Annotated in this window: 12 protein-coding genes, 2 pseudogenes and 1 riboswitch; of the genes and pseudogenes, 6 read left to right on the plus strand and 8 right to left on the minus strand. The window is 37.4% G+C overall.

Translation table 11 applies throughout. The features are described from left to right. Positions 1 to 102: 102 nt before the first annotated feature. The 3 genes from AC1TPB_RS07635 to AC1TPB_RS07645 are packed head-to-tail and all read right to left on the minus strand — an operon-like array spanning position 103 to position 3847. The gene (locus AC1TPB_RS07635) at positions 103 to 1227 is read right to left on the minus strand and encodes a Ger(x)C family spore germination protein (protein WP_482075932.1); all 1125 of its coding nucleotides are present in this window, start codon (positions 1225 to 1227) and stop codon (positions 103 to 105) included. Then, a complete protein-coding gene (locus tag AC1TPB_RS07640) occupies positions 1224 to 2327 on the minus strand; it encodes a GerAB/ArcD/ProY family transporter (RefSeq protein WP_482075933.1) in 1104 nt (367 codons plus the stop codon). The genes AC1TPB_RS07635 and AC1TPB_RS07640 overlap by 4 nt, the downstream gene beginning before the upstream one ends. Before the next feature lie 32 nt (positions 2328 to 2359). Next, positions 2360 to 3847 carry a spore germination protein gene (locus tag AC1TPB_RS07645; RefSeq protein WP_482063809.1) on the minus strand — a complete coding sequence of 496 codons (1488 nt, stop codon included), beginning with the start codon at positions 3845 to 3847 and terminating at the stop codon, positions 2360 to 2362. A 262-nt stretch (positions 3848 to 4109) separates the two neighbouring features. Between AC1TPB_RS07645 and AC1TPB_RS07650 the strand changes: the two genes are divergently transcribed. Together AC1TPB_RS07650 and AC1TPB_RS07655 are read left to right on the plus strand one after the other, a co-directional pair. Then, positions 4110 to 6248, plus strand: coding sequence for a cellulase family glycosylhydrolase (locus AC1TPB_RS07650; RefSeq protein WP_482075934.1), 2139 nt, complete (start codon positions 4110 to 4112; stop codon positions 6246 to 6248). A 282-nt stretch (positions 6249 to 6530) separates the two neighbouring features. After that, positions 6531 to 6618: riboswitch (cyclic di-GMP riboswitch) on the plus strand. 152 nt (positions 6619 to 6770) lie between these two features. Then, a complete protein-coding gene (locus AC1TPB_RS07655; protein ID WP_482075935.1) occupies positions 6771 to 11936 on the plus strand; it encodes an NPCBM/NEW2 domain-containing protein in 5166 nt (1721 codons plus the stop codon). Positions 11937 to 12029: 93 nt separating this feature from the next. Here the strand turns inward: AC1TPB_RS07655 and AC1TPB_RS07660 are convergent, their stop codons facing one another. Then, positions 12030 to 12254: a sensor histidine kinase gene (locus tag AC1TPB_RS07660; RefSeq protein ID WP_482075936.1), complete on the minus strand. Its 225-nt coding sequence runs from the start codon at positions 12252 to 12254 to the stop codon at positions 12030 to 12032. Positions 12255 to 12444: 190 nt separating this feature from the next. Here AC1TPB_RS07660 and AC1TPB_RS07665 point away from each other — a divergent pair, with 190 nt between their 5' ends. Beyond that, the gene (locus AC1TPB_RS07665) at positions 12445 to 15231 is read left to right on the plus strand and encodes a glycoside hydrolase family 3 C-terminal domain-containing protein (RefSeq protein WP_482075937.1); all 2787 of its coding nucleotides are present in this window, start codon (positions 12445 to 12447) and stop codon (positions 15229 to 15231) included. Here AC1TPB_RS07665 and AC1TPB_RS07670 read toward each other — a convergent pair. Next, on the minus strand, positions 15160 to 15417 hold the full coding sequence (locus tag AC1TPB_RS07670) for a hypothetical protein (protein WP_482075938.1): 258 nt from the start codon (positions 15415 to 15417) through the stop codon (positions 15160 to 15162). The genes AC1TPB_RS07665 and AC1TPB_RS07670 overlap by 72 nt on opposite strands. Positions 15418 to 15538: 121 nt before the next feature. On the opposite strand from AC1TPB_RS07670, the gene AC1TPB_RS07675 reads away from it, so the two are divergent. After that, entirely contained in the window at positions 15539 to 16048 is a 510-nt protein-coding gene (locus AC1TPB_RS07675; RefSeq protein WP_482075939.1) for a hypothetical protein, read from the plus strand. A 23-nt stretch (positions 16049 to 16071) separates the two neighbouring features. Here the strand turns inward: AC1TPB_RS07675 and AC1TPB_RS07680 are convergent. Together AC1TPB_RS07680 and AC1TPB_RS07685 are read right to left on the minus strand one after the other, a co-directional pair. Continuing rightward, positions 16072 to 16268 (minus strand): annotated as a pseudogene (locus tag AC1TPB_RS07680) (winged helix-turn-helix transcriptional regulator). Positions 16269 to 16306: 38 nt separating this feature from the next. Next, positions 16307 to 16597: pseudogene (locus AC1TPB_RS07685) on the minus strand (transposase); the annotation flags it as partial. Positions 16598 to 16955: 358 nt separating this feature from the next. Here AC1TPB_RS07685 and AC1TPB_RS07690 point away from each other — a divergent pair. Further along, on the plus strand, positions 16956 to 17153 hold the full coding sequence (locus tag AC1TPB_RS07690) for a YwbE family protein (RefSeq protein WP_482063805.1): 198 nt from the start codon (positions 16956 to 16958) through the stop codon (positions 17151 to 17153). A 124-nt stretch (positions 17154 to 17277) separates the two neighbouring features. Here the strand turns inward: AC1TPB_RS07690 and AC1TPB_RS07695 are convergent, their stop codons facing one another. After that, positions 17278 to 18192, minus strand: a complete 915-nt coding sequence (locus AC1TPB_RS07695; protein ID WP_482076078.1) for a phosphatidate cytidylyltransferase — start codon at positions 18190 to 18192, stop codon at positions 17278 to 17280. A 125-nt stretch (positions 18193 to 18317) separates the two neighbouring features. Between AC1TPB_RS07695 and AC1TPB_RS07700 the strand changes: the two genes are divergently transcribed. Further along, on the plus strand, positions 18318 to 18857 hold the full coding sequence (locus AC1TPB_RS07700) for a hypothetical protein (RefSeq protein WP_482075940.1): 540 nt from the start codon (positions 18318 to 18320) through the stop codon (positions 18855 to 18857). Positions 18858 to 18949: the final 92 nt, after the last annotated feature.

Raw genomic sequence — 18949 nt, forward strand, 5'->3', positions numbered from 1 at the left:
TTGAATAACTGAGGCTATATTCTATTCATCGTTGAACAAGGCAGCTGATCAAATATTTTCCTACTGCAGATCATTGTTTACATGCTCCGACGATCGTTATGTTTAATTGAAAATACCATGATTTATAATTTTCGTGTTCACTTGTGCGTCAAAATCAATCGTTGAATATGTTTCATTCCAATCGATTTGTTCCCATGTAGCATGATGGAAAGCAATTAATTGTCTACCGATAGAGAGTCCATCGGAATTTGCTTCTTGTAGCTTCTTAATAACGATATTGGCTTCCTCTGTTAGTTTTTCAGAAATAACTTTTTCTATATCTCGAATTTTTTGAGACGAGTCTAGATAGTTTTCCGGATACTCCAACACTTCTACTTTCAAATCTAGATGAATATGTGCCGAAATATGATTCGCATCCTGCCCGATCACCTTCAATTTACGCTTTAATTTCGATGCATTAATATAAATATAATTTTTACTTTCTGGAACTTCGTTTTCGTGGATCTTCACTTTAATTTCCGAGTTGTTATTTAAATGGTCATTTAACAACATAAAGATCATGGATTCATCAATATTTAAATGCTTACCCGTATACTTAGAGCCGTTGAATAAAGCTATCCCGATTATTTCTGCTTCATTTACCTTTGCTTCAATGAAGGGCAATACAAGATCAGTTGATGGATCGGAAAAATCGGAAAACATCGGTCTCGTTTGACGTGGAATGATGTTATCTTGCTGAGCAATTTCAAATAAGGTATCGAGATATTGGCTCATGCCTCCGGCCTCATTGAGCTTAATATTAAGTAGCTCATTAGCTCGTCCTTTTACAACAGCAGCATTATCAACGAGCGAACGTGTTGGATCGCGATAAAACACATCAAGTCCAGGCTGAATATCCTGCTTTGCATAATCCTCACCGAACAATAGAACGATCATTTTCGAGGAATCGAATTGTCCGGCAATTTTAAGATTAAGCGCCTTCCCAATATCCATCGTCGTATCACCTTCCCCTGATACAATTTGACTTTCTGCTACTTTGGCTGCTCCTTCGCTAGAACTAAATTTAGGAATAACGATTGTACCTAATAGCTTTCCTTCCTTAGTGACATCGAATCCCGAGACCATGACTAGCTTGGCCTCACTAAGTAATTTTTGATCCCAGCAGCCAGTTAACAACACAATACAACAGCATACTAGAAGGAGAAGGAACTTTCTCGATGTATTCATGATGGTATATCCTCCTGTACTTTTTGACGACGAACAAGTGACACGATTAATAGAATAGCAGGCAATACAAAGGTAAATACAATACTATATAGGTTGGCGGTATAGCCAAATATATGAATGACTCGACCATTTACTGGTATAAATAATACAACAATAAACGTTAAAGCTCCTATACAATATACGAAAGGAGTACGCTTCGTTTTGCCGAACAAATGAGTTATTCCGACTGAAGTTAAATAAAGATACATCATTAATGAAGTGGCAACAGTTACAATCCAAATAGAGAAAAATATAAGATCTACTCTATCAATAATATTCAAATATTTGAATTTCATAATGTACAGTATAGGCTCAGGGATGAATCGTAGTGCTGAAGTTCCGAAATAGGTGATGGTGATAAAGGTGAGATAGGTATAGAAGATTGTGGTGAATCCATTAGCGGATAAAGCGACTTTCAATTTCCCTACCCCTTTTCCTAAGCAGTACGGTAGTATGACGAGTAGTGATTCAAACCCTTGATAAGAAAATGAGCCTTGCGATGCCCCTCTTAACATATTAAAAAAACCACTCTCTCCTATTGGTAAAACGTATAAAATGTGAAGATCCCTTAGTATAAGGAATGTAAATGCAAGTAAAACGATCAGCAATAATGCCTCTAAGACCATAAAACGAGCCATTACCTTTAAGTTTTCTTTAACGCATAAAATACTAATCGCTATAAGTAGAAAAGATATCACCCATATCGGAGTGCGAGGGAGCATCCATGTATTCACTTTCTCTCCAAATTGCAATACCATTAATATAGCTGTCACAAAAAAGTAACTAATATAGCCCATTTTCAATAAAAATCCGATTGGTCTACCAACAATAATATTCATAAACTCGAAGATCGTTTGCTCTGGATATCGACGACATAATAGCCAAATAATTAAAATACCGATTTGTACAAAAACACCGGCAGCAAATACGGAAATCCACGCATCGCTGCCTGAAATTTTATTCACCTCATAAGGTAAATAAATAATGCCAATACCAATTTGAGCTTGAATAATAATAAAAAAAAGTTGAAATTGGGAAATTTTGTTTTCTGATTTGATCATTGGGAAATGGCTCCTCGATACGAATTATTTCTTCATTTTTTGGTGTATCGGTTAATATTTTTATTTTTGCTCCACCGTACAGGCAATCTAAGTAGTGAATCCTTTAACTGATGCCAACGAAATGGAGCTATAGGTGAAAAGTAAGGAGTACCGAATGATTCTAATTTGCATAGGTGTATGAAAAGAACCATCAGACCAAATACAATACCAACAAATCCCAAAATTGAGGCAGCAATCATCATTGGAAATCTTAATAAGCGAACTGCGGAGCTCATCTCACTTGAAGGCACGACATAGCAGGCAATCGCAGTCATCGCAACGATAACAATCATCGTATTCGATACTAGTCCTGCCTTCACAATGGCATCACCGATAACGAGTCCGCCCACGATACTAATCGTCATGCCAATAGCAGAAGGTAGTCGAATACCGGCCTCTCTAATGAGTTCAATTGTCAATTCCATAATAAACGCTTCAACTAAAGGTGGATAAGGAATACTATCAATCGAGCTTTTAACGGTAATCGCAAGCAAATGTGGCATCACTCCAAAATGAAAGCCAATAACTGCGATATAAATAGCTGGCAATGTTACAGCAATACCAAAGCTGAATAGTCGAATCATACGAATGAAGCTTCCGACATAGACACGGCTATTATAATCATCTGGTGACTGATAGAACGTAAAGAAAGTGGACGGAATTAGTAGCACGGTTGGAGAACCTTCGGCAAAGATTGCGATTTTTCCCTCTATTATATTAGCCTCCACACGATCTGGTCGTTCTGTATTCTGCATTTGCGGAAATGGGGAGGCAGTTGAATCTTCGATATACTCTTCCAATAAATCCGTACTAAAGACCATGTCAGTAGAAATGTTTTGTAACCTTGTTAGTGCAGTTTCTACAATCTGTTCGTCAGCAAGTCCTTTCATATAGGCTATAGCTACTTTTGTATTTGTTTTATCACCGATCGTCATGTATTGAATATACAAGCTACGGTCAATAATTCTATGTCTTAGTAGATTCAAATTGACCGTTAGATTTTCTACAAACCCTTGATGGGAGCCTCTAACAACCTTTTCATTATTCGGCTCGTTCGTGCTTCTAACGAAACTTGCAGCGGTTTCCACGAAAAATACATGTTGCTCGCCATCGATATAGATCGCCGAAAATCCTTCAAGCAGTTTTTGCGTGACTTCATCAAAGTTTGTTGTGTTAGGCAGGTTGCGAAAGGGATAGTTAGCTTCGTTAAATTTGCTAGTAAAATCAGAAAGTGATAGAAAAAAATTTTGTTGCAGCTTATCTTGATCGACAAGCGTTTCAAAATAAAAGGCAATACATTGTTTGTTATTAAATACGAAACGACGATTTTTGAGATCCTGTGATTTCAGAAAAAAATTCTCAAGGTAGTTAATATTGTCTGCTATGGAGCGAAAAATGGTTGTAACTATAGGTTCAGACGTTTGTGCAATATCATAATTGTCACTATTTGTAAGGGGAGATGTAAAGTTATCGAATCTCATCTGAACACATCCTGATAAATTAGTATTTAGAAAAATCTATACTATTAAGATGCTTCTATTGTTTGGAAATTATACACACTAATAGATCACTAGTTATTATATGAATTTAGCACCAATTTCAGAGGTGTACACCCAAATACTGGTTATGGTATAGTCGTTTGAAAGCGTTACCAACATTGAAATGTACAGCTGCAAAATAAACAAAATATCATTTTCGAGCGTGATTTTATGTTGGTAAAGCGAAACTAAGGGAGGTTTTAATGTGAAGTACTTCAAGAAATTATTATTTTCTACGGTTTTGTTATTAGCGTTGTTGTTACCAACTGTTAGCTTTGCAGCTCAAAATACGGAGGACAAGATTGATATAAAAGACTATACAGAAGCTATGCAACCTGGATGGAACTTGGGCAATACTTTTGATGCCGTTGGAAAAGATGAGACAGCATGGGGTAATCCTAAAGTTACGCAGGAATTCATCGAGCAAATTGCGGATCAAGGCTATAAAAGTATTCGAATTCCAGTTACATTTGATCAAAGAATGGAAGAAGCTCCTAACTACATCATTGATGCCGAATTCCTTAATCGCTTAGATCAAGTGATTCAGTGGTCGCTTGATGAGAATCTATATGTGATGATCAATATTCATCATGATTCATGGATCTGGTTAGAATCAGGCATGCAGGAAAATCACGATGCTTCGCTTGCGCGTTATGATGCGATTTGGACGCAGCTTGCTAACCGATACAAAGATCAATCTACTAAACTAATGTTCGAAAGTATTAATGAACCACGCTTCTGGGGAACGGACGAAGAAAAACAAGGATATCTTGATGAGCTGAATTCATCCTTCTATGACATCGTCAGGAAATCTGGAGGTAAAAACGATATTCGTCCGCTCGTCCTACCAACGCTAGATACGGGGTCAGAGCAGCATAAGCTAGATGCGCTATACAGCTTTATTGATAAGCTAGACGATCCGAATATTATATCTACCGTTCATTATTACGGCTTCTGGCCGTTTAGTGTAAATATTGCCGGCGTCACTACATTTAATGAGGAAACGAAAAACGATATTATTAGTACATTCGATCGTGTACATCATACATTTACGAAAAACGGTATTCCAGTTATTATTGGTGAATTTGGATTGCTGGGCTTCGACACTGACTTGAATACGATTCAGCAAGGTGAAAAGCTTAAGTTTTTTGAATTTATGATTCACTATGCCAATGAAAAAGAATTAACACATATGCTATGGGATAACGGGCAGCATTTTGGTCGTCAATCCTTTGAATGGTCGAACCCTGAGCTATTTGCAATGATGAAAGCTAGCTGGGCAATTCGTTCAGCAACAGCTGAATCTAACTTCATCTATGTAGAGCAAGGAAAAGAAGTTACTGATGTAACGAAATCGCTTAATTTGAACGGAAATAAATTCGTTGCACTTGAATTAGCTGGCGAGGAATTAACTGCAGGTGAAGATTATGTCCTTGCTGGTGAAGCATTGACTGTGAAAGCAAGCTTGCTTGAAAGCTTAACAGCATCAGAGAAACTAGGGATTAATGCGATACTAACTGCTACTTTTGATAAAGGTAAGAGCTGGAACTTCGATGTTATTACATACAATACGCCAGTCCTCCAAAATATTGTAGGTACAGCAACCGATTTTGCAATTCCAACGACATTTAACGGAGATAACCTTGCTACGATGGAAGCTATTTATGCGGATGGTAGTTTTGCAGGTCCACAAAACTGGACGTCATTCAAAGAATTTGCTTACACATTTGCACCTTCGTATGACACTAACAAAATTATACTTAAGGAAAACTTTTTCCAAGAAGTTAATGATGGCGCAGTAAAACTAACACTTTATTTCTGGAGCGGTGAAGTTCTTAACTATACGATTACAAAAAGCGGAGATGTAATTGTAGGTATAGTGGAAAATACTGAAGCTGCAAGTAACAAGATGACACGCGCACAATTTATCGAGCTTGTTATGAATACATTCGGTCTTCTAGATGGAACAGCGGTAAGCTCATTTACTGATGTGGAGAAGGATGCGACCTATGCTAATGCAGTAGCAAGTGCGGAAAAACTGCAAATTATTAATGGTAATGGCAATGCTGAATTTGGGATGAATGACCTTATTAGACGTGAAGATACGGCTGTCATTTTGCAACGCGTTATGACTGTGTTGAATACAAAACCAGAGAAAGTAGAACTGGTTACCTTTAACGATCAACAATTAATTAGCAATTATGCGGTAACGGCGGTTAAGACATTGCAGCAGTCTGGTATTATTCTTGGAAAAACTAATGGAAACTATGATCCAAGCGGACTAGCTACTAAAGTAGAAGCTACAACGATGATCTATAGATTACTTATTCAACAATCCAACTAAAAGTATTCCAAAGCGGTGATCGCTTCTCGATATTCAATCGGGGAGTGATTGCCGCTTTTTTAACGCTGGATAAGGTTAATAGCTATACAGTTCAAAAGTTTCATTATTTGCAATAATTAATCGGGAAAATAAAATAAATTTTTTAAAATAGGGATTGAGTTATAGAAAAAAGTGATCATCGAGTGGAAATTAATAAAATTTTATAATAAAAGGTTGTTATACCTACTTTTATTTGATTCCAAATGATCATGTAATATGAAGGCATGCTATGTTAATGTTGGTATTATTAAGTGGCAAACCTATAGAAATGTAGGGACGCAAAGCTACAGGGACTAAAGGTTTTCAATAACTATGTCAGCCAGTTACCAAAGAGTATTTCATGCTTTTTGTTTCTAAAGTTGAATAAAGACGACGTAATTTTTGACGTCTTAAATGTCTGACTTTGCGTGCAAAAAAGCTACTCTATGGGTAGTTTTTTTTCGTGGCTAAATATTAGATCATCATCACTCAGGAGGTAGAAACATGAACAAAATGATCGTAATTGCAACATCAGCAGCACTGTTACTTAATATTTCTGTAGGGGCTGCTCCAGTATTCGCCAATGAATTGCAAAGTAAGTATGAAGTAAGAGCAGTCGTAGAAAGTAATGTGAGCAACGTTAATCTAGCTTCTGTAGCTCCATTTGATCTGTATGGTAAAGATATTCTAAGGGATTACAATGCAGTATACAAGATGGATAATGCCAATATTGGATCAATTACTAATAACGGTGGAAACTATCCGAACTCTCAGATTCAAAAAGCAATTGATGGAGATATGGCTACACATTGGGAAACTGGCAAGCCCAACAGTGCAATATTTACTAATGAAATTATTTTCAATCTTAATGAATCGACAACATTAGATAGAATCGTTTATGCCGCTAGACAAGCAAGTGCTCAAGGAAAAGGATTTGCGCAGAAATTTGAAATCTATAGCTCAGCTACAGATAATGGCGATGATTTTACACTAGTATCTACAGGAGAGTATAAGGGATCAACTGGTCATATTGTTGAGATAAAATTTGCAACGACAGAATTCAAACGTATTAAATTCGTATTCACAAAAGCGAATCAAGATTGGGCAAGTGCTGCAGAATTTTCTTTCTACAAGGAAGATACAGTTAGAGATGCCTTTAGCGGTATTTTCACAGATGGAACGATGAGTGCAGTAGTTCCAGCATACAATCAAGTCGACAAGATCAATTCATTAGAGGTAGAAGCGATAGAACATCCGTTATACTCTATGTTCAGAGATCAACTAGAATTGGCTAAAAAGCTAGTTAACGGTGAAGTCGATCTTGAAGGTACAATTATTACCGCTGAGCAACGTGGTGATTTGAGAAAACACGCACAACAAAATTTGAGAGTGAATTTTGGTGTTAATAATCAGCCTACTGGCTTTGCAGCTATGCCAGGAGAAACAGTTAATATCTATGTAGATGTAGAGTCAGCCGATAAGTTACCCTCAATAGTCTTTACTCAACAGGAGGCCGCTTGGAACGTATGGGCAAGATCAATACAATTACGTCCAGGTAAAAATACAATTACGGTACCTACATTTTCAAAAAATAGTTATTATGCTCATGACGTAACTAAAGGTGGAACTGTATATATTGTTAATCCATATACGGCTGAGGAGCAAGGAAAAGCTCCGATCATTCGCTTTGAAGGTTTAGAGAAAATACCGTTTATGACAGAAGATACAGATCCAGAAGAATTTAAGGCTTTCTTAATCGACTATAAACAAAGATTAGATGCAGATAAAGCTGCACATCCAAATGTTAATGATCGTCAATTAATCGATGTCGTAGAGATGGTAAGTGATCATGTTATCTTTACTGGAACAGCTACAATCGCTTATAACACTTTTGTAACGCAAGGTAAAAATCCAATGGATACGATAACAGGCTATGATGCTTGGATGAAGACAATGTTTGATTTCTATGGTTTCGATGGTAGTAGTGAACTTCATGATCCGAAGTTAATTCGTGAGAATATTAGATTAATGCAACCTTACGGCGCGATGTATGCAGCCGGTGACCATACTGGTATTCAAGGTGGAACGGTTGGTACGATGTTAGCTGACTTTAACAAAGTATCTCCAGGTTGGGGATTGAATCATGAGATTGGACACCGTTTGGCTGTTGGTGAACGAGAATATGGTGAAATAACGAATAATATGCTATCTATGTTGATGTCTGTTCATGCTAATTCAATAAATAACAGTATCGCAATAGATAACCGTATTCCGTATGAAAGTACAATTTATAAATACGTTATCGAAGAAAATAAAGTAGTCATGAACAATCAATCTTATTTTGCAGCACTTGCAGCATATTGGCAGTTAGAATTAGCTCATCCAGGATATTGGACGGAGCTGAATAGAATGTACCGCGAGCGGAAGGTTTCTCTTGCTAACGGAGATAATTCTAAGCAACAGTATTTAGTGGAATTTTCCTCAGAAGTGCTTGGAATGGATTTAAGTAGTTATTTTGCTAGACATGGATTCACAGTTAATCCAGAAACGAGAGAGAAGACAGCTGTATATCCTGCTCCGAAAAAGCTATGGTATTTGAATGATACGTTAATTAATTATGAAGGAACAGGTATAACTAGCAAAGATGTAGCGATAAAAGTCGGTATTACTGCTAACGCTACTGCAAAGTCTAATACATTAAACTTTACGATGGACAAATCCGTTAAAGAAGATTTGTTAGGCTATGAGATTTATAGAAACGATACGCTTGTAGGATTCACTGGTACGGGTCAATTCGTTGATCAGAATATAGATCCGAGCATTAATTATACTTATACAATTATTGGCTATGACAAGAAGCTAAATACACTTAATCCAGTATCTGTTAAGGCATTCATGCCAACGTTATCTGTTGAGGATCAAGTGACATTGAAGCTGAATCATCCGTTTGATCCTATGAATTATGTGAAGGCAACGAACTATCAAGGTAATGATATTACGAGTAAAGTTGTTGTGAAATCAAATAATGTTAATGTTACACGTAAAGGAAACTACAAAGTTGTATATGAAGTAAAGAGTGAACAGACAACAGAAACGAAGACAACAAACGTTACAGTTACGAGTAATTATTTGTATGCTTCTGATCTGAATGACCAATCAGCCAAAGTTGGCTCGGGTTCTTTCCAGAAAGATAAAGCCGCTAATGGAGGCATCATTACACTTATTAGACAGGGACTTCCGGTAGCCTATACTAAAGGTCTTGCCGCACATGCCAATTCTGAAGTGGTCTACAATATTGAGGGGAGAGGTTATGACTTCTTTGAAAGTTATATTGGTATCGATCAAGCAGCGAAAGGTAGACCATCTTCAGCTACATTTGAAATATATGTAGACGGAGAAAAGGTATTCGATAGTGATGTTTTCCTATCAAGTACAGCACACGAATATGTAAAAGTAGCTGTTACAGGAGCGAAAGAAATCAAACTCGTTACAACAGATGCTAATAATAATGGTAATAATTATGATCATACGGTTTGGGCTGATGCGAAATTCAGTAATAATTCTAGTATGCCAACATTAACGGTAGCTGAAGAAATGGTAGTCGTTAAGTTAAATGATGAATTCGATATGTTAAGCGGCGTAGAAGCATTTGATGTCGAAGATGGAAACTTAATCGAAAAAGTTGATGTACAAATGAATGGGTTCAGTTCAGAGAAAACAGGTACTTACAACGTACAATACACAGTGACGGACAGCGATGGAAATAAAATTACACAATCCAGAACGGTTGTCGTGTACAGTTCTAGTCAATACGCAACTGATGTGGAGTGGGAATCTGCAAGAACAGATTATAATGTCGTAAGAAAAGATAAATCAAGCACTAACGCCACATTAAAATTACTTGTTAATGGTGAAACGAAAGAATTCGCAAAAGGAATAGGAACACATGCCAATTCTGAAATTGTATATAACATTGGTGATACGAACTACGAGTACTTTGAAACAATCATTGGCGTTGACCGTAATATTGCAGCACAAAATAACTCAAGTGTAATCTTTAAAATTATGGCTGATGGTCAAGAAGTGTATAATAGCGGGTTGATGAAATACAATACCGAAGCCCAATTTGTAAGAATACCAGTTAAAGGTGTTGAGCAATTAACACTAATTGTAGACAACGCAGGTAATGGCAATGCATCTGATCATGGAAACTTTGCAGTTGCTAAGTTTTTAATTTTGAATAGTACACCTGAACTTACAATAGGTGCGTCTACTTCTACTAAAGTAGGACAAGCAATATCAGTTAGCGCAGAGTATTCAGCTATCGATGCTGAAGATGGCAACATCACTTCTCAAGTCGTCGTAACTGGTGAAGATGAAGTAAACTTCAATCGTGCGGGACAATACCCAATCACGTACACTGTTACCGATAAAGATGACAACACGACTACAAAAACAAGAATTATTGCCGTTGTTAATATGGAAGACTTCAAGTATGTATCTGATTATAATTGGAAGTCTACACAAAATAGCTATACTGCACCTAAGAAAGATATTGCAATAAGTGGTAAAGCATTACGATTAACCGATGAAAACAACGCCGAAGTTACGTATGCTAAAGGTATTGGTGCACATTCAACGTCCACGATTGTATATAATCTAACGGATAAAGATGTTAACTACTTCACTTCATTTGTAGGTGTAGATCGACAAATGTATAATACTGTAGGTTCAGTTTCTTTTGAAGTATATGTAGATGGAGAGAAAAAATTTGATAGTGGATTAATGAATTCAAGAGACGCAGAGCAACAGCTTGAAGTTGATCTTAGCGGAGCGCAAGAGCTTAAGCTAGTCGTAACGGACGGAGGAAATGGTAACGGATCAGACCATGCAGTATGGGGGGATGCGAAATTCCACTTTGCCAATGGAGATCGACTATATACAAGCGATCTAGTTACGGCAATCGAAGAGACTAAAGTTATTTCACTAGATGGTTATACTTCTGAAAGCATTGCAGCATTACAAAATAGCTTGATGAGAGCAGAAGAAGTACTAGCTAACGAAGATACTACTCAAACTGAAATTGATGCAGCATTAGTAGCCTTGCAGAAAGCTACAGAGGAATTAACACTATTAGACTTAACTCAAGTCATTACGATAAGCGACAAGTATTTAAATGAAGCGATTAAGAAGACTTTAGCTATAAGTGGTGAGATCACACTGGGAGATATGTACAACCTTACGTCGCTAACAGGTGACTCCAGAAGAGTTAGGTCACTTGATGGTTTACAATATGCGAAAAATCTAGTGACTCTTGATATTGCAGGTAATGAAGTAGCAGACTTCTCACCATTGCAAAGCTTAACGAAGTTAGAAAACTTGATTGCAGATCCTCAATATATTGAAATGGGTAATTTACAAGGACCGATCGTGGAAGTTGCCAATGCAGTTAAAGATATCGAGGGCAACTATGTTATCCCTACTACAGCAGGCGTTCGGAACAATGCAACGTTTAATGAAACGATGCTTGATGTTAATGAATGGGCAGCAAATCCAGATAAGTTCACATTGGATCTTTCTAATGAAGACAAGGGAGTTTACTTGTTAGCGATGAATTATGAAGTGGCAGGTAACCTGGTCATGATGATTTATATGATTGATGTTAAATAACTCGCAGCTCGATAAATAATCTAAATATGTACAAAGAAGCAGTCCCTCAATAGGGAACTGCTTCTTTGTTGTTCAAGAGTATGGAGGGAAATTCTACTTACTATAATGATCCTGAATGGCAAATGAAACAATTGTTCCTTCATTAGGCTTACTAACGATAGACAAGCCATGTCCATAAAGTTGTGTTAACCGTCGATTCGTATTGGCAAGCCCGATTCCATCCTTTCCTTTCATTGCTGGATTTAATAGCTGCACAATTTGCTCTTGTTTCATACCTTTACCGTTATCGATGACTTCAATTATAATTGCTATGAACAAGTGATATATGCGACATAGCTAATTTGAGTAGTATTCGTCATAGCTATAGAGCAAGATTGTCCAACGATAAGACAAAATTGCATATAATTTGAACTCTAATACGTACTATAATTTGTATCTTCGTTGGGTTATTATGGATACAAGTGCAAGTTCAAAATATATAAGTAATAAGCGATAGGGAGTGGATGAGTTGATTACAGAACAAATAGGCGTTCCATTAGAAGGGTTTGCTGAATTTAGTAGGGAAGTGGCGGCACAGGGCGCGGTATTGTTGCAAAATAATAATAAAGTCCTTCCTTTTCAAAATGAGGATAAGGTTGCCATTTTCGGTAGAACTCAAATTAATTATTACCGTAGCGGTACAGGTTCAGGTGGTAGTGTTCATGTGACACATACAACGAATCTATTGGATGGTCTTCGTAGTAAAAACAACATTACAGTTAATGAACCATTAGCTGCTACATATGAGCAATGGATTGTAGAAAATCCATTCGACAATGGTGGAGGCGGCTGGGCTGCTGAACCATGGTTCCAGAAGGAAATGCCATTATCAGATGAACTAGTACTAGCGGCAAGAAGCGAGTCTAATAAAGCAATTATTGTTATTGGACGTACAGCAGGCGAGGATAAGGATAATGCGGATGAGCCTGGAAGCTATCAACTAACAGCTGATGAAAAGTCAATGTTGCATATTGTAACGGCACATTTTGAACACACAGTCGTTGTATTGAATGTATCGAATATTATTGATATGAGTTGGCTGAATGATGCTAGTTATGTCAACCCGATTTCAACTGTAATCTATGCATGGCAAGGTGGCATGGAGGGCGGTAACGCAATCGCTGATGTATTAGTTGGTGATGTAACACCTAGCGGCAAACTAACGGATACGATAGCTTATGCGATTGAGGATTATCCGTCAACTCATCAATTCGGTAATGAGAAGACGACCATTTATGAAGAAGATATATATGTAGGTTATCGCTACTTCGAGACATTCTGCCCTGAGAAAGTTCAGTTTGAATTTGGCTACGGTATCTCGTATACCGAGTTTGATATTGCTCAATTGGAAGCGAAGTTAGTTTCACAAGAAGGCATCGATTGTATTGAAATTATTGCAACAGTTACTAATACAGGTAATCAGTTCGCGGGTAAAGAAGTTATCCAAGTGTATTATGAAGCACCACAAGGTAAGTTAGGTCAACCTGTTAAAGTATTAGCAGCTTTCGGTAAGACGAAGGAGCTTCAACCAGGAGAAACTCAAACGTTAACAGTAACCTTCCCTATTCATTCTATGGCGTCCTATGATGATAGTGGTGTAACTGGATATCGCTCTGCTTATGTATTAGAAACTGGAACATACAAGCTACATGTTGGTAATAGCGTGAAAAATACAGTAAACGTTAGTCTAAAAGATCAAAGCGGATATGTTGTAGATACGATTCAAGTGATCGAGCAACTTACAGAAGCGTTGGCACCAACAGAAAGCTTTACTAGAATGGCACCAGGTTCACTGAAAGCAGACGGCACTTATGAATTAATCTCTGTAGAAGTTCCAAGACAACAAATTTCGTTAGCACAACGTATAGAGCAAAATCTACCGAAAACGTTGGAGCAAACTGGTGACCAAGGGTACAAATTACAGGATGTTTATGATCAAAAGGTAAGCATGGAGACATTTATTGCTCAGCTTGGTGATCAAGACCTTGCGGCAATTGTTAGAGGCGAAGGTATGGGTAGTCCGCTTGTAACACCAGGTACAGCTTCTGCATTCGGTGGAATTAGCGATAATCTATTCAAGCTTGGCATTCCAGTAGCGTGTACAGCTGATGGTCCTTCTGGCATTCGTATGGACAGTGGACATAAAGCAACTCAAGTATCAATTGGAACTTTACTTGCTGCCACATGGGACACTGAGCTCGTCGAACAACTTTACGTGATGGAAGGTCAAGAATTATTAAGAAATAATATTGATACTTTACTTGGACCAGGGCTTAATATTCGCCGCAGTCCACTTAATGGTCGGAATTTTGAATATTTCTCAGAGGACCCGCTAGTTACCGGTGCTTTTGCTGCAGCATGTACAAGTGGCATTAAGAAGGGTGGCTCTAATGCTACTCTGAAGCATTTTGCTTGTAATAATCAGGAGCAATACCGTACGAAGGTAGATGCTGTAGTATCTGAGCGTGCATTACGTGAGATCTACTTGAAAGGGTTTGAAATTGCTGTAAAACAAAGCGGTGCGAATTCCATCATGACCTCATACAACGCAATTAACGGACATTGGTCTGCTTCTAACTATGATTTGAATACAACAATTCTTCGAGGAGAATGGGGCTTCAAAGGGATCGTGATGACGGACTGGTGGGCAGTCATGAATGATGTTGTCCATGGTGGAGCACCAAGCTTGAAGTACACTAACTTTATGGTGCGCGCGCAAAATGATCTATATATGGTCGTTAATAACTACGGGGCAGAAATTAACTCCTTAGATGACAATACGATGGAATCACTAGAGAATGGTACATTAACACGCGGAGAATTACAGCGTAGTGCGATCAATATTTGTCAGTTTATTATGAATTCGATTGTATTTACAAGAGATCATGTCATTGAAGATGTTGTTACGAAATTAACAGCCAATCCATCACTTACACCAGCAGTAGTTCAGTCATTGTCTGATAATGCACAAGTTACACCTGTCGTGAATGAATCGATCTTTGTGAAGGTAGATGAAGCGGGAGAGTATCGTCTTATCGTTCATATTATGTCACCAGAAACGAATGTCGCACAAACGGTTTGCAATGTAACATTGAATGATCAGTTAATGACGACAATTCAAACGAACGGAACAGATGGCAAATGGATTAAGCAGAAGCTGGTTAAAGTCGAGCTAGAAGCGGGTCTATATGAGATGAAGCTGGATTTTGTGAAGCCGGGGATGCAGATCGAATGGATTGAATTCAAGCAACTGTAATAGGGGAAGTTCAAAAAGCGGACTTTGATAACGATGAGTATGCTGACGTAGCATATTCGACATCGAATATGAAGTGAACTTGGAAAGTACGGTTCGCGTGTACCAATAACGTACACTTGCGCTTCCGCCTTTCTCAAGTAGCACTCCATCTTCTCGATTCTGAAAGCCCGCTTTTTGAACCCTCATTGTAAGAGGTAGTTCAAAGACACTCCAAGGATTAGACAAAAAATCTAATGCTTGGAGTGTTTTTTATATAACGAGATGATATTTAAGATAATACTCATCTATTTTATAAGGAGGACTTGCGATGAAGATTTTCAGAAGAATATTGCCGTTGTTAATACTTATATTAATAATTTTTTATTCTTCTTTGTATTTTTTTAAGAATAGCAAAAATGGTGCTCTTTGGATGAATGGTGTAAAGCAAAATGAAATCGTTATGACTATTCCTACCGGAAAGTTTTTCGAACATTATCTGTATGATAAGGGAGAAAACGAAATAGGTATAATCACTTTACGAACTGAGAAAAAGTTCGGTTTATTCAATACATACGGAAAGTACTATGAATACATTGATGTTGAAATTGATGAAAATCATAACGTATTAGTTATCGCGCAGTATCCATCTGTGAAGAATGGGTCAATCATTAGTTCCACAGTCATTGGAGGAATAGTCTTAAAAAATAATGGAAATCAACTCGAATTGGAAATTGGGACAGAACATAAAAGCATTCCAATACTAGACGATCATAAAAAATACTTTCTTGCCGATATCGGGCAAGTGGAAGACGCGCAGATAAAATTAATCGTTAATTAGAATAAAATATCTAGGTAGACTATTTAAGTGTTTAACGAATTTTCTTCCAGTACGGAATATTTATCACCATATTGTCCAATAATATGTTGCTCGCCCCAGTTACATAGCGAGTCTAATATGCTGCTAAGACTTGTTCCATAGTCACTAAGTGCGTATTCTACTTTCCACCTATAACTTCGAGCGTTGCTTCGACTGAAATATTGTATTTTTTCTTAATCATTATATGCCTCCAGATGTACAGGTACTTTTTAGTACCTGAATGGCTTCAGAAAGCATAGAGCCACAATCCAGGCGGAATAAGATGTCATGTTGAAGTCTTTTGATTAAATCTTTGATCGTAGGAATCCTTTCCATAATCCTAACGATCAAGGAGTAGATCATCGCTCTGTAATTCACTTCAATAGGGGCCCCATAAAGCGATGTTTTTCTGACCAAACGCATGATAGGGGTAATATCTATTGTGGGAAAAATCTCGCGGAAACGATCTTTTTGTTCCATTTGATAAAGTTCTTGCAGGGTAAATAAACTCTCATGTCGAATATATGGCATAGGGAGTTCCTCCTTGTCTCATTTGGTTTTGTTCGCACTTAACCTATTCGAAATTTGGGGAGGTACTCCTTTTCCTATGCCTTAAAAAGCTAGTCGTAGTAAGGCTTTTGATTTATGAAATTGATTCAATTATATTTTACCGATATACCCCATAATCATGCTATAATATGCTACAATGTGCCGCGAATATGTTAGGTGTAAATATACACGGCAGCAAGCTTTTGTAACTATAAGTCGTTTATATCATTCCTAATAAAAAATAAAAAGGCGAATGTCCATTCAATTGAATAGGATTCGCCTTTTGTAGTATGTTACGATAAGGTTTACTGATAATATAAAGCTGGAGATGAAACAAGACATGGATGGTAAATTGAGAAGTAATATCAAGCCGGGACTAGAGGTTGATATCGTATTAAAGCAGGATCAGCGTACAGGTAAAACCTCGCGTGGAATAGTGAAGGATTTGCTGACTAATTCACCACAGCATCCGCATGGAATTAAGGTTAGATTAGAGGATGGCCGTGTCGGTCGGGTTCAAAATATTGTAAATGGATAAGCAATACTTTCAAGAATAAGGGTCAACAGAGCAACTTAATAATCTAAGTTGATCTGTTGACCTATTGTTGATACCCGGGACATATTCAGCTGTAGCGTGCAATTTCAAGTAGTATACATATGCTTCACATGAAATCAAAGAAATAACGGATAACATGGAATAATACTGGTGAAGTATAAGTTAAGCTGTCGATTCTACTTAGATGGCTTTTTTTCAAAGCTTCGAATTTATCATCATCGCCAAGTAATAAATCTCGCTTTAGCACGGAAACGGTTAAACTACCGAGAAATCCACTTAAACTAATGAGCATACCAGAAAGTATTCCGAACATTAGATCAAGCGGTGTGAGATATGGATAGATTAAGTAGGAAACAGCCGTCGTTATTACAAAGGCGCAGATGAAGCCTGCCCAAGTCAAATTAGCATTGGCAGTAGGAACAACTTTTCCTTTGCTATAATAGATTGATACTAGATTATGAACAACGTCATTGAGCTGCGTCAATATAACAAGATATAGCACTAATCCTGCTCCATATTGCGGCGTAGCAAATTGGAAATAAGCTAAGTGACTAAGTCCGAAAACCATAAGCATTAGTCCCCATTGTACGGAGCTAACGCTGCGGAGAAATCCGACCGTTCCTTTATTAATTAATCGTGGAATTGGAATTAATAAAAATACATACACTGGGATAAATATAATAAACATTCCATACCATTCAATATAGATCCAATAAAACTGCAATGGGATTGATAAGTACGCCCATAAATATAATCTTCTGTCCGCTTTACTTGATTTGATCATGGAGAAATATTCTCTAAGTGCAAAAAACGAAAGTCCCATTAACGAAATTAATGATACTAGCGGATTGAGTAGCGTGGCAAAACCAAAAATAATAAGCATGCCCCACCACATTTTGATACGAGCTCCAATATTCGTATAATCTTTAATAGGCTGTATTTTACGTATGATAACATATAACAATTGTATGACGGCTACAGCTGCCAAAACAATGATGAGCTTTACTAATGAACTGTCCAGGACGAATCACCAACTTAGTATAAGGTAGAATCCCTTTTAAGGTTACTTTTTGAACATACGCCATAAAAGGGTTCATATGTTATTATGAAGGAAATGTACAATTTTCAAAAGGGGTTTTTGTATGTATGTCAAATAATCGATCAATTTATATTTTACTTACGAATACAGGAACGCTATTTACGAAGATGATTCAAGGCTATACAAAAGCGCCCTATAATCACGCTTCAATTTCCTTTGACCCGGAGTTGTCTGAGCTGTATAGCTTTGGCAGAAAGCATCCTAATAATCCTCTGAATGGCGGCTTCGTTAAAGAGGATCTTAAGACGGGTACATTTAGCAAATATCCCAATACGACCTGTGTCATCTACGAGCTTCAAGTAACTGAACGTGAGATCGAGAAGATGAAGCGAGTTTTGCAAATTTTTGTTCGTAGTCGTCAAAAGTATATGTATAATATTTTAGGTGTGATCGGCATCGCTCTCAAGGAACCGGTTGAATTTAGCAACTCTTATTTTTGTTCGCAATTTGTTGCGGAAATATTAGAGCGTTCGGGAATTAAGCTATGGAATAAGCTTGCTGCATTAGTGACACCCGACGATTTTCGGCAAAGTGAGCAGTTGGCGTTAGTTTATGAAGGGAAATTAAGTAATTACAAATGTAAGTAGAAATATGGATAAGGTTAATGAATTAAAGGGGAATTTATCTGAGTTTGAAGTGTAAGCCGAGCAGCTCTTGCACGGCTTTTTATTATAAATAA

It is taken from the genome of Paenibacillus sp. Y951 (genome assembly GCF_056786395.1).

What these genes read in the sequence shown, in the direction of transcription:
- AC1TPB_RS07690 (WP_482063805.1), top strand. Translation starts at nt 16,956, where the DNA reads ATGGATGGTAAATTGAGAAGTAATATCAAGCCGGGACTAGAGGTTGAT.
- AC1TPB_RS07635 (WP_482075932.1), bottom strand. Translation starts at nt 1,227, where the DNA reads ATGAATACATCGAGAAAGTTCCTTCTCCTTCTAGTATGCTGTTGTATT.
- AC1TPB_RS07670 (WP_482075938.1), bottom strand. Translation starts at nt 15,417, where the DNA reads ATGAGGGTTCAAAAAGCGGGCTTTCAGAATCGAGAAGATGGAGTGCTA.
- AC1TPB_RS07700 (WP_482075940.1), top strand. Translation starts at nt 18,318, where the DNA reads ATGTCAAATAATCGATCAATTTATATTTTACTTACGAATACAGGAACG.
- AC1TPB_RS07645 (WP_482063809.1), bottom strand. Translation starts at nt 3,847, where the DNA reads ATGAGATTCGATAACTTTACATCTCCCCTTACAAATAGTGACAATTAT.
- AC1TPB_RS07655 (WP_482075935.1), top strand. Translation starts at nt 6,771, where the DNA reads ATGAACAAAATGATCGTAATTGCAACATCAGCAGCACTGTTACTTAAT.
- AC1TPB_RS07675 (WP_482075939.1), top strand. Translation starts at nt 15,539, where the DNA reads ATGAAGATTTTCAGAAGAATATTGCCGTTGTTAATACTTATATTAATA.
- AC1TPB_RS07640 (WP_482075933.1), bottom strand. Translation starts at nt 2,327, where the DNA reads ATGATCAAATCAGAAAACAAAATTTCCCAATTTCAACTTTTTTTTATT.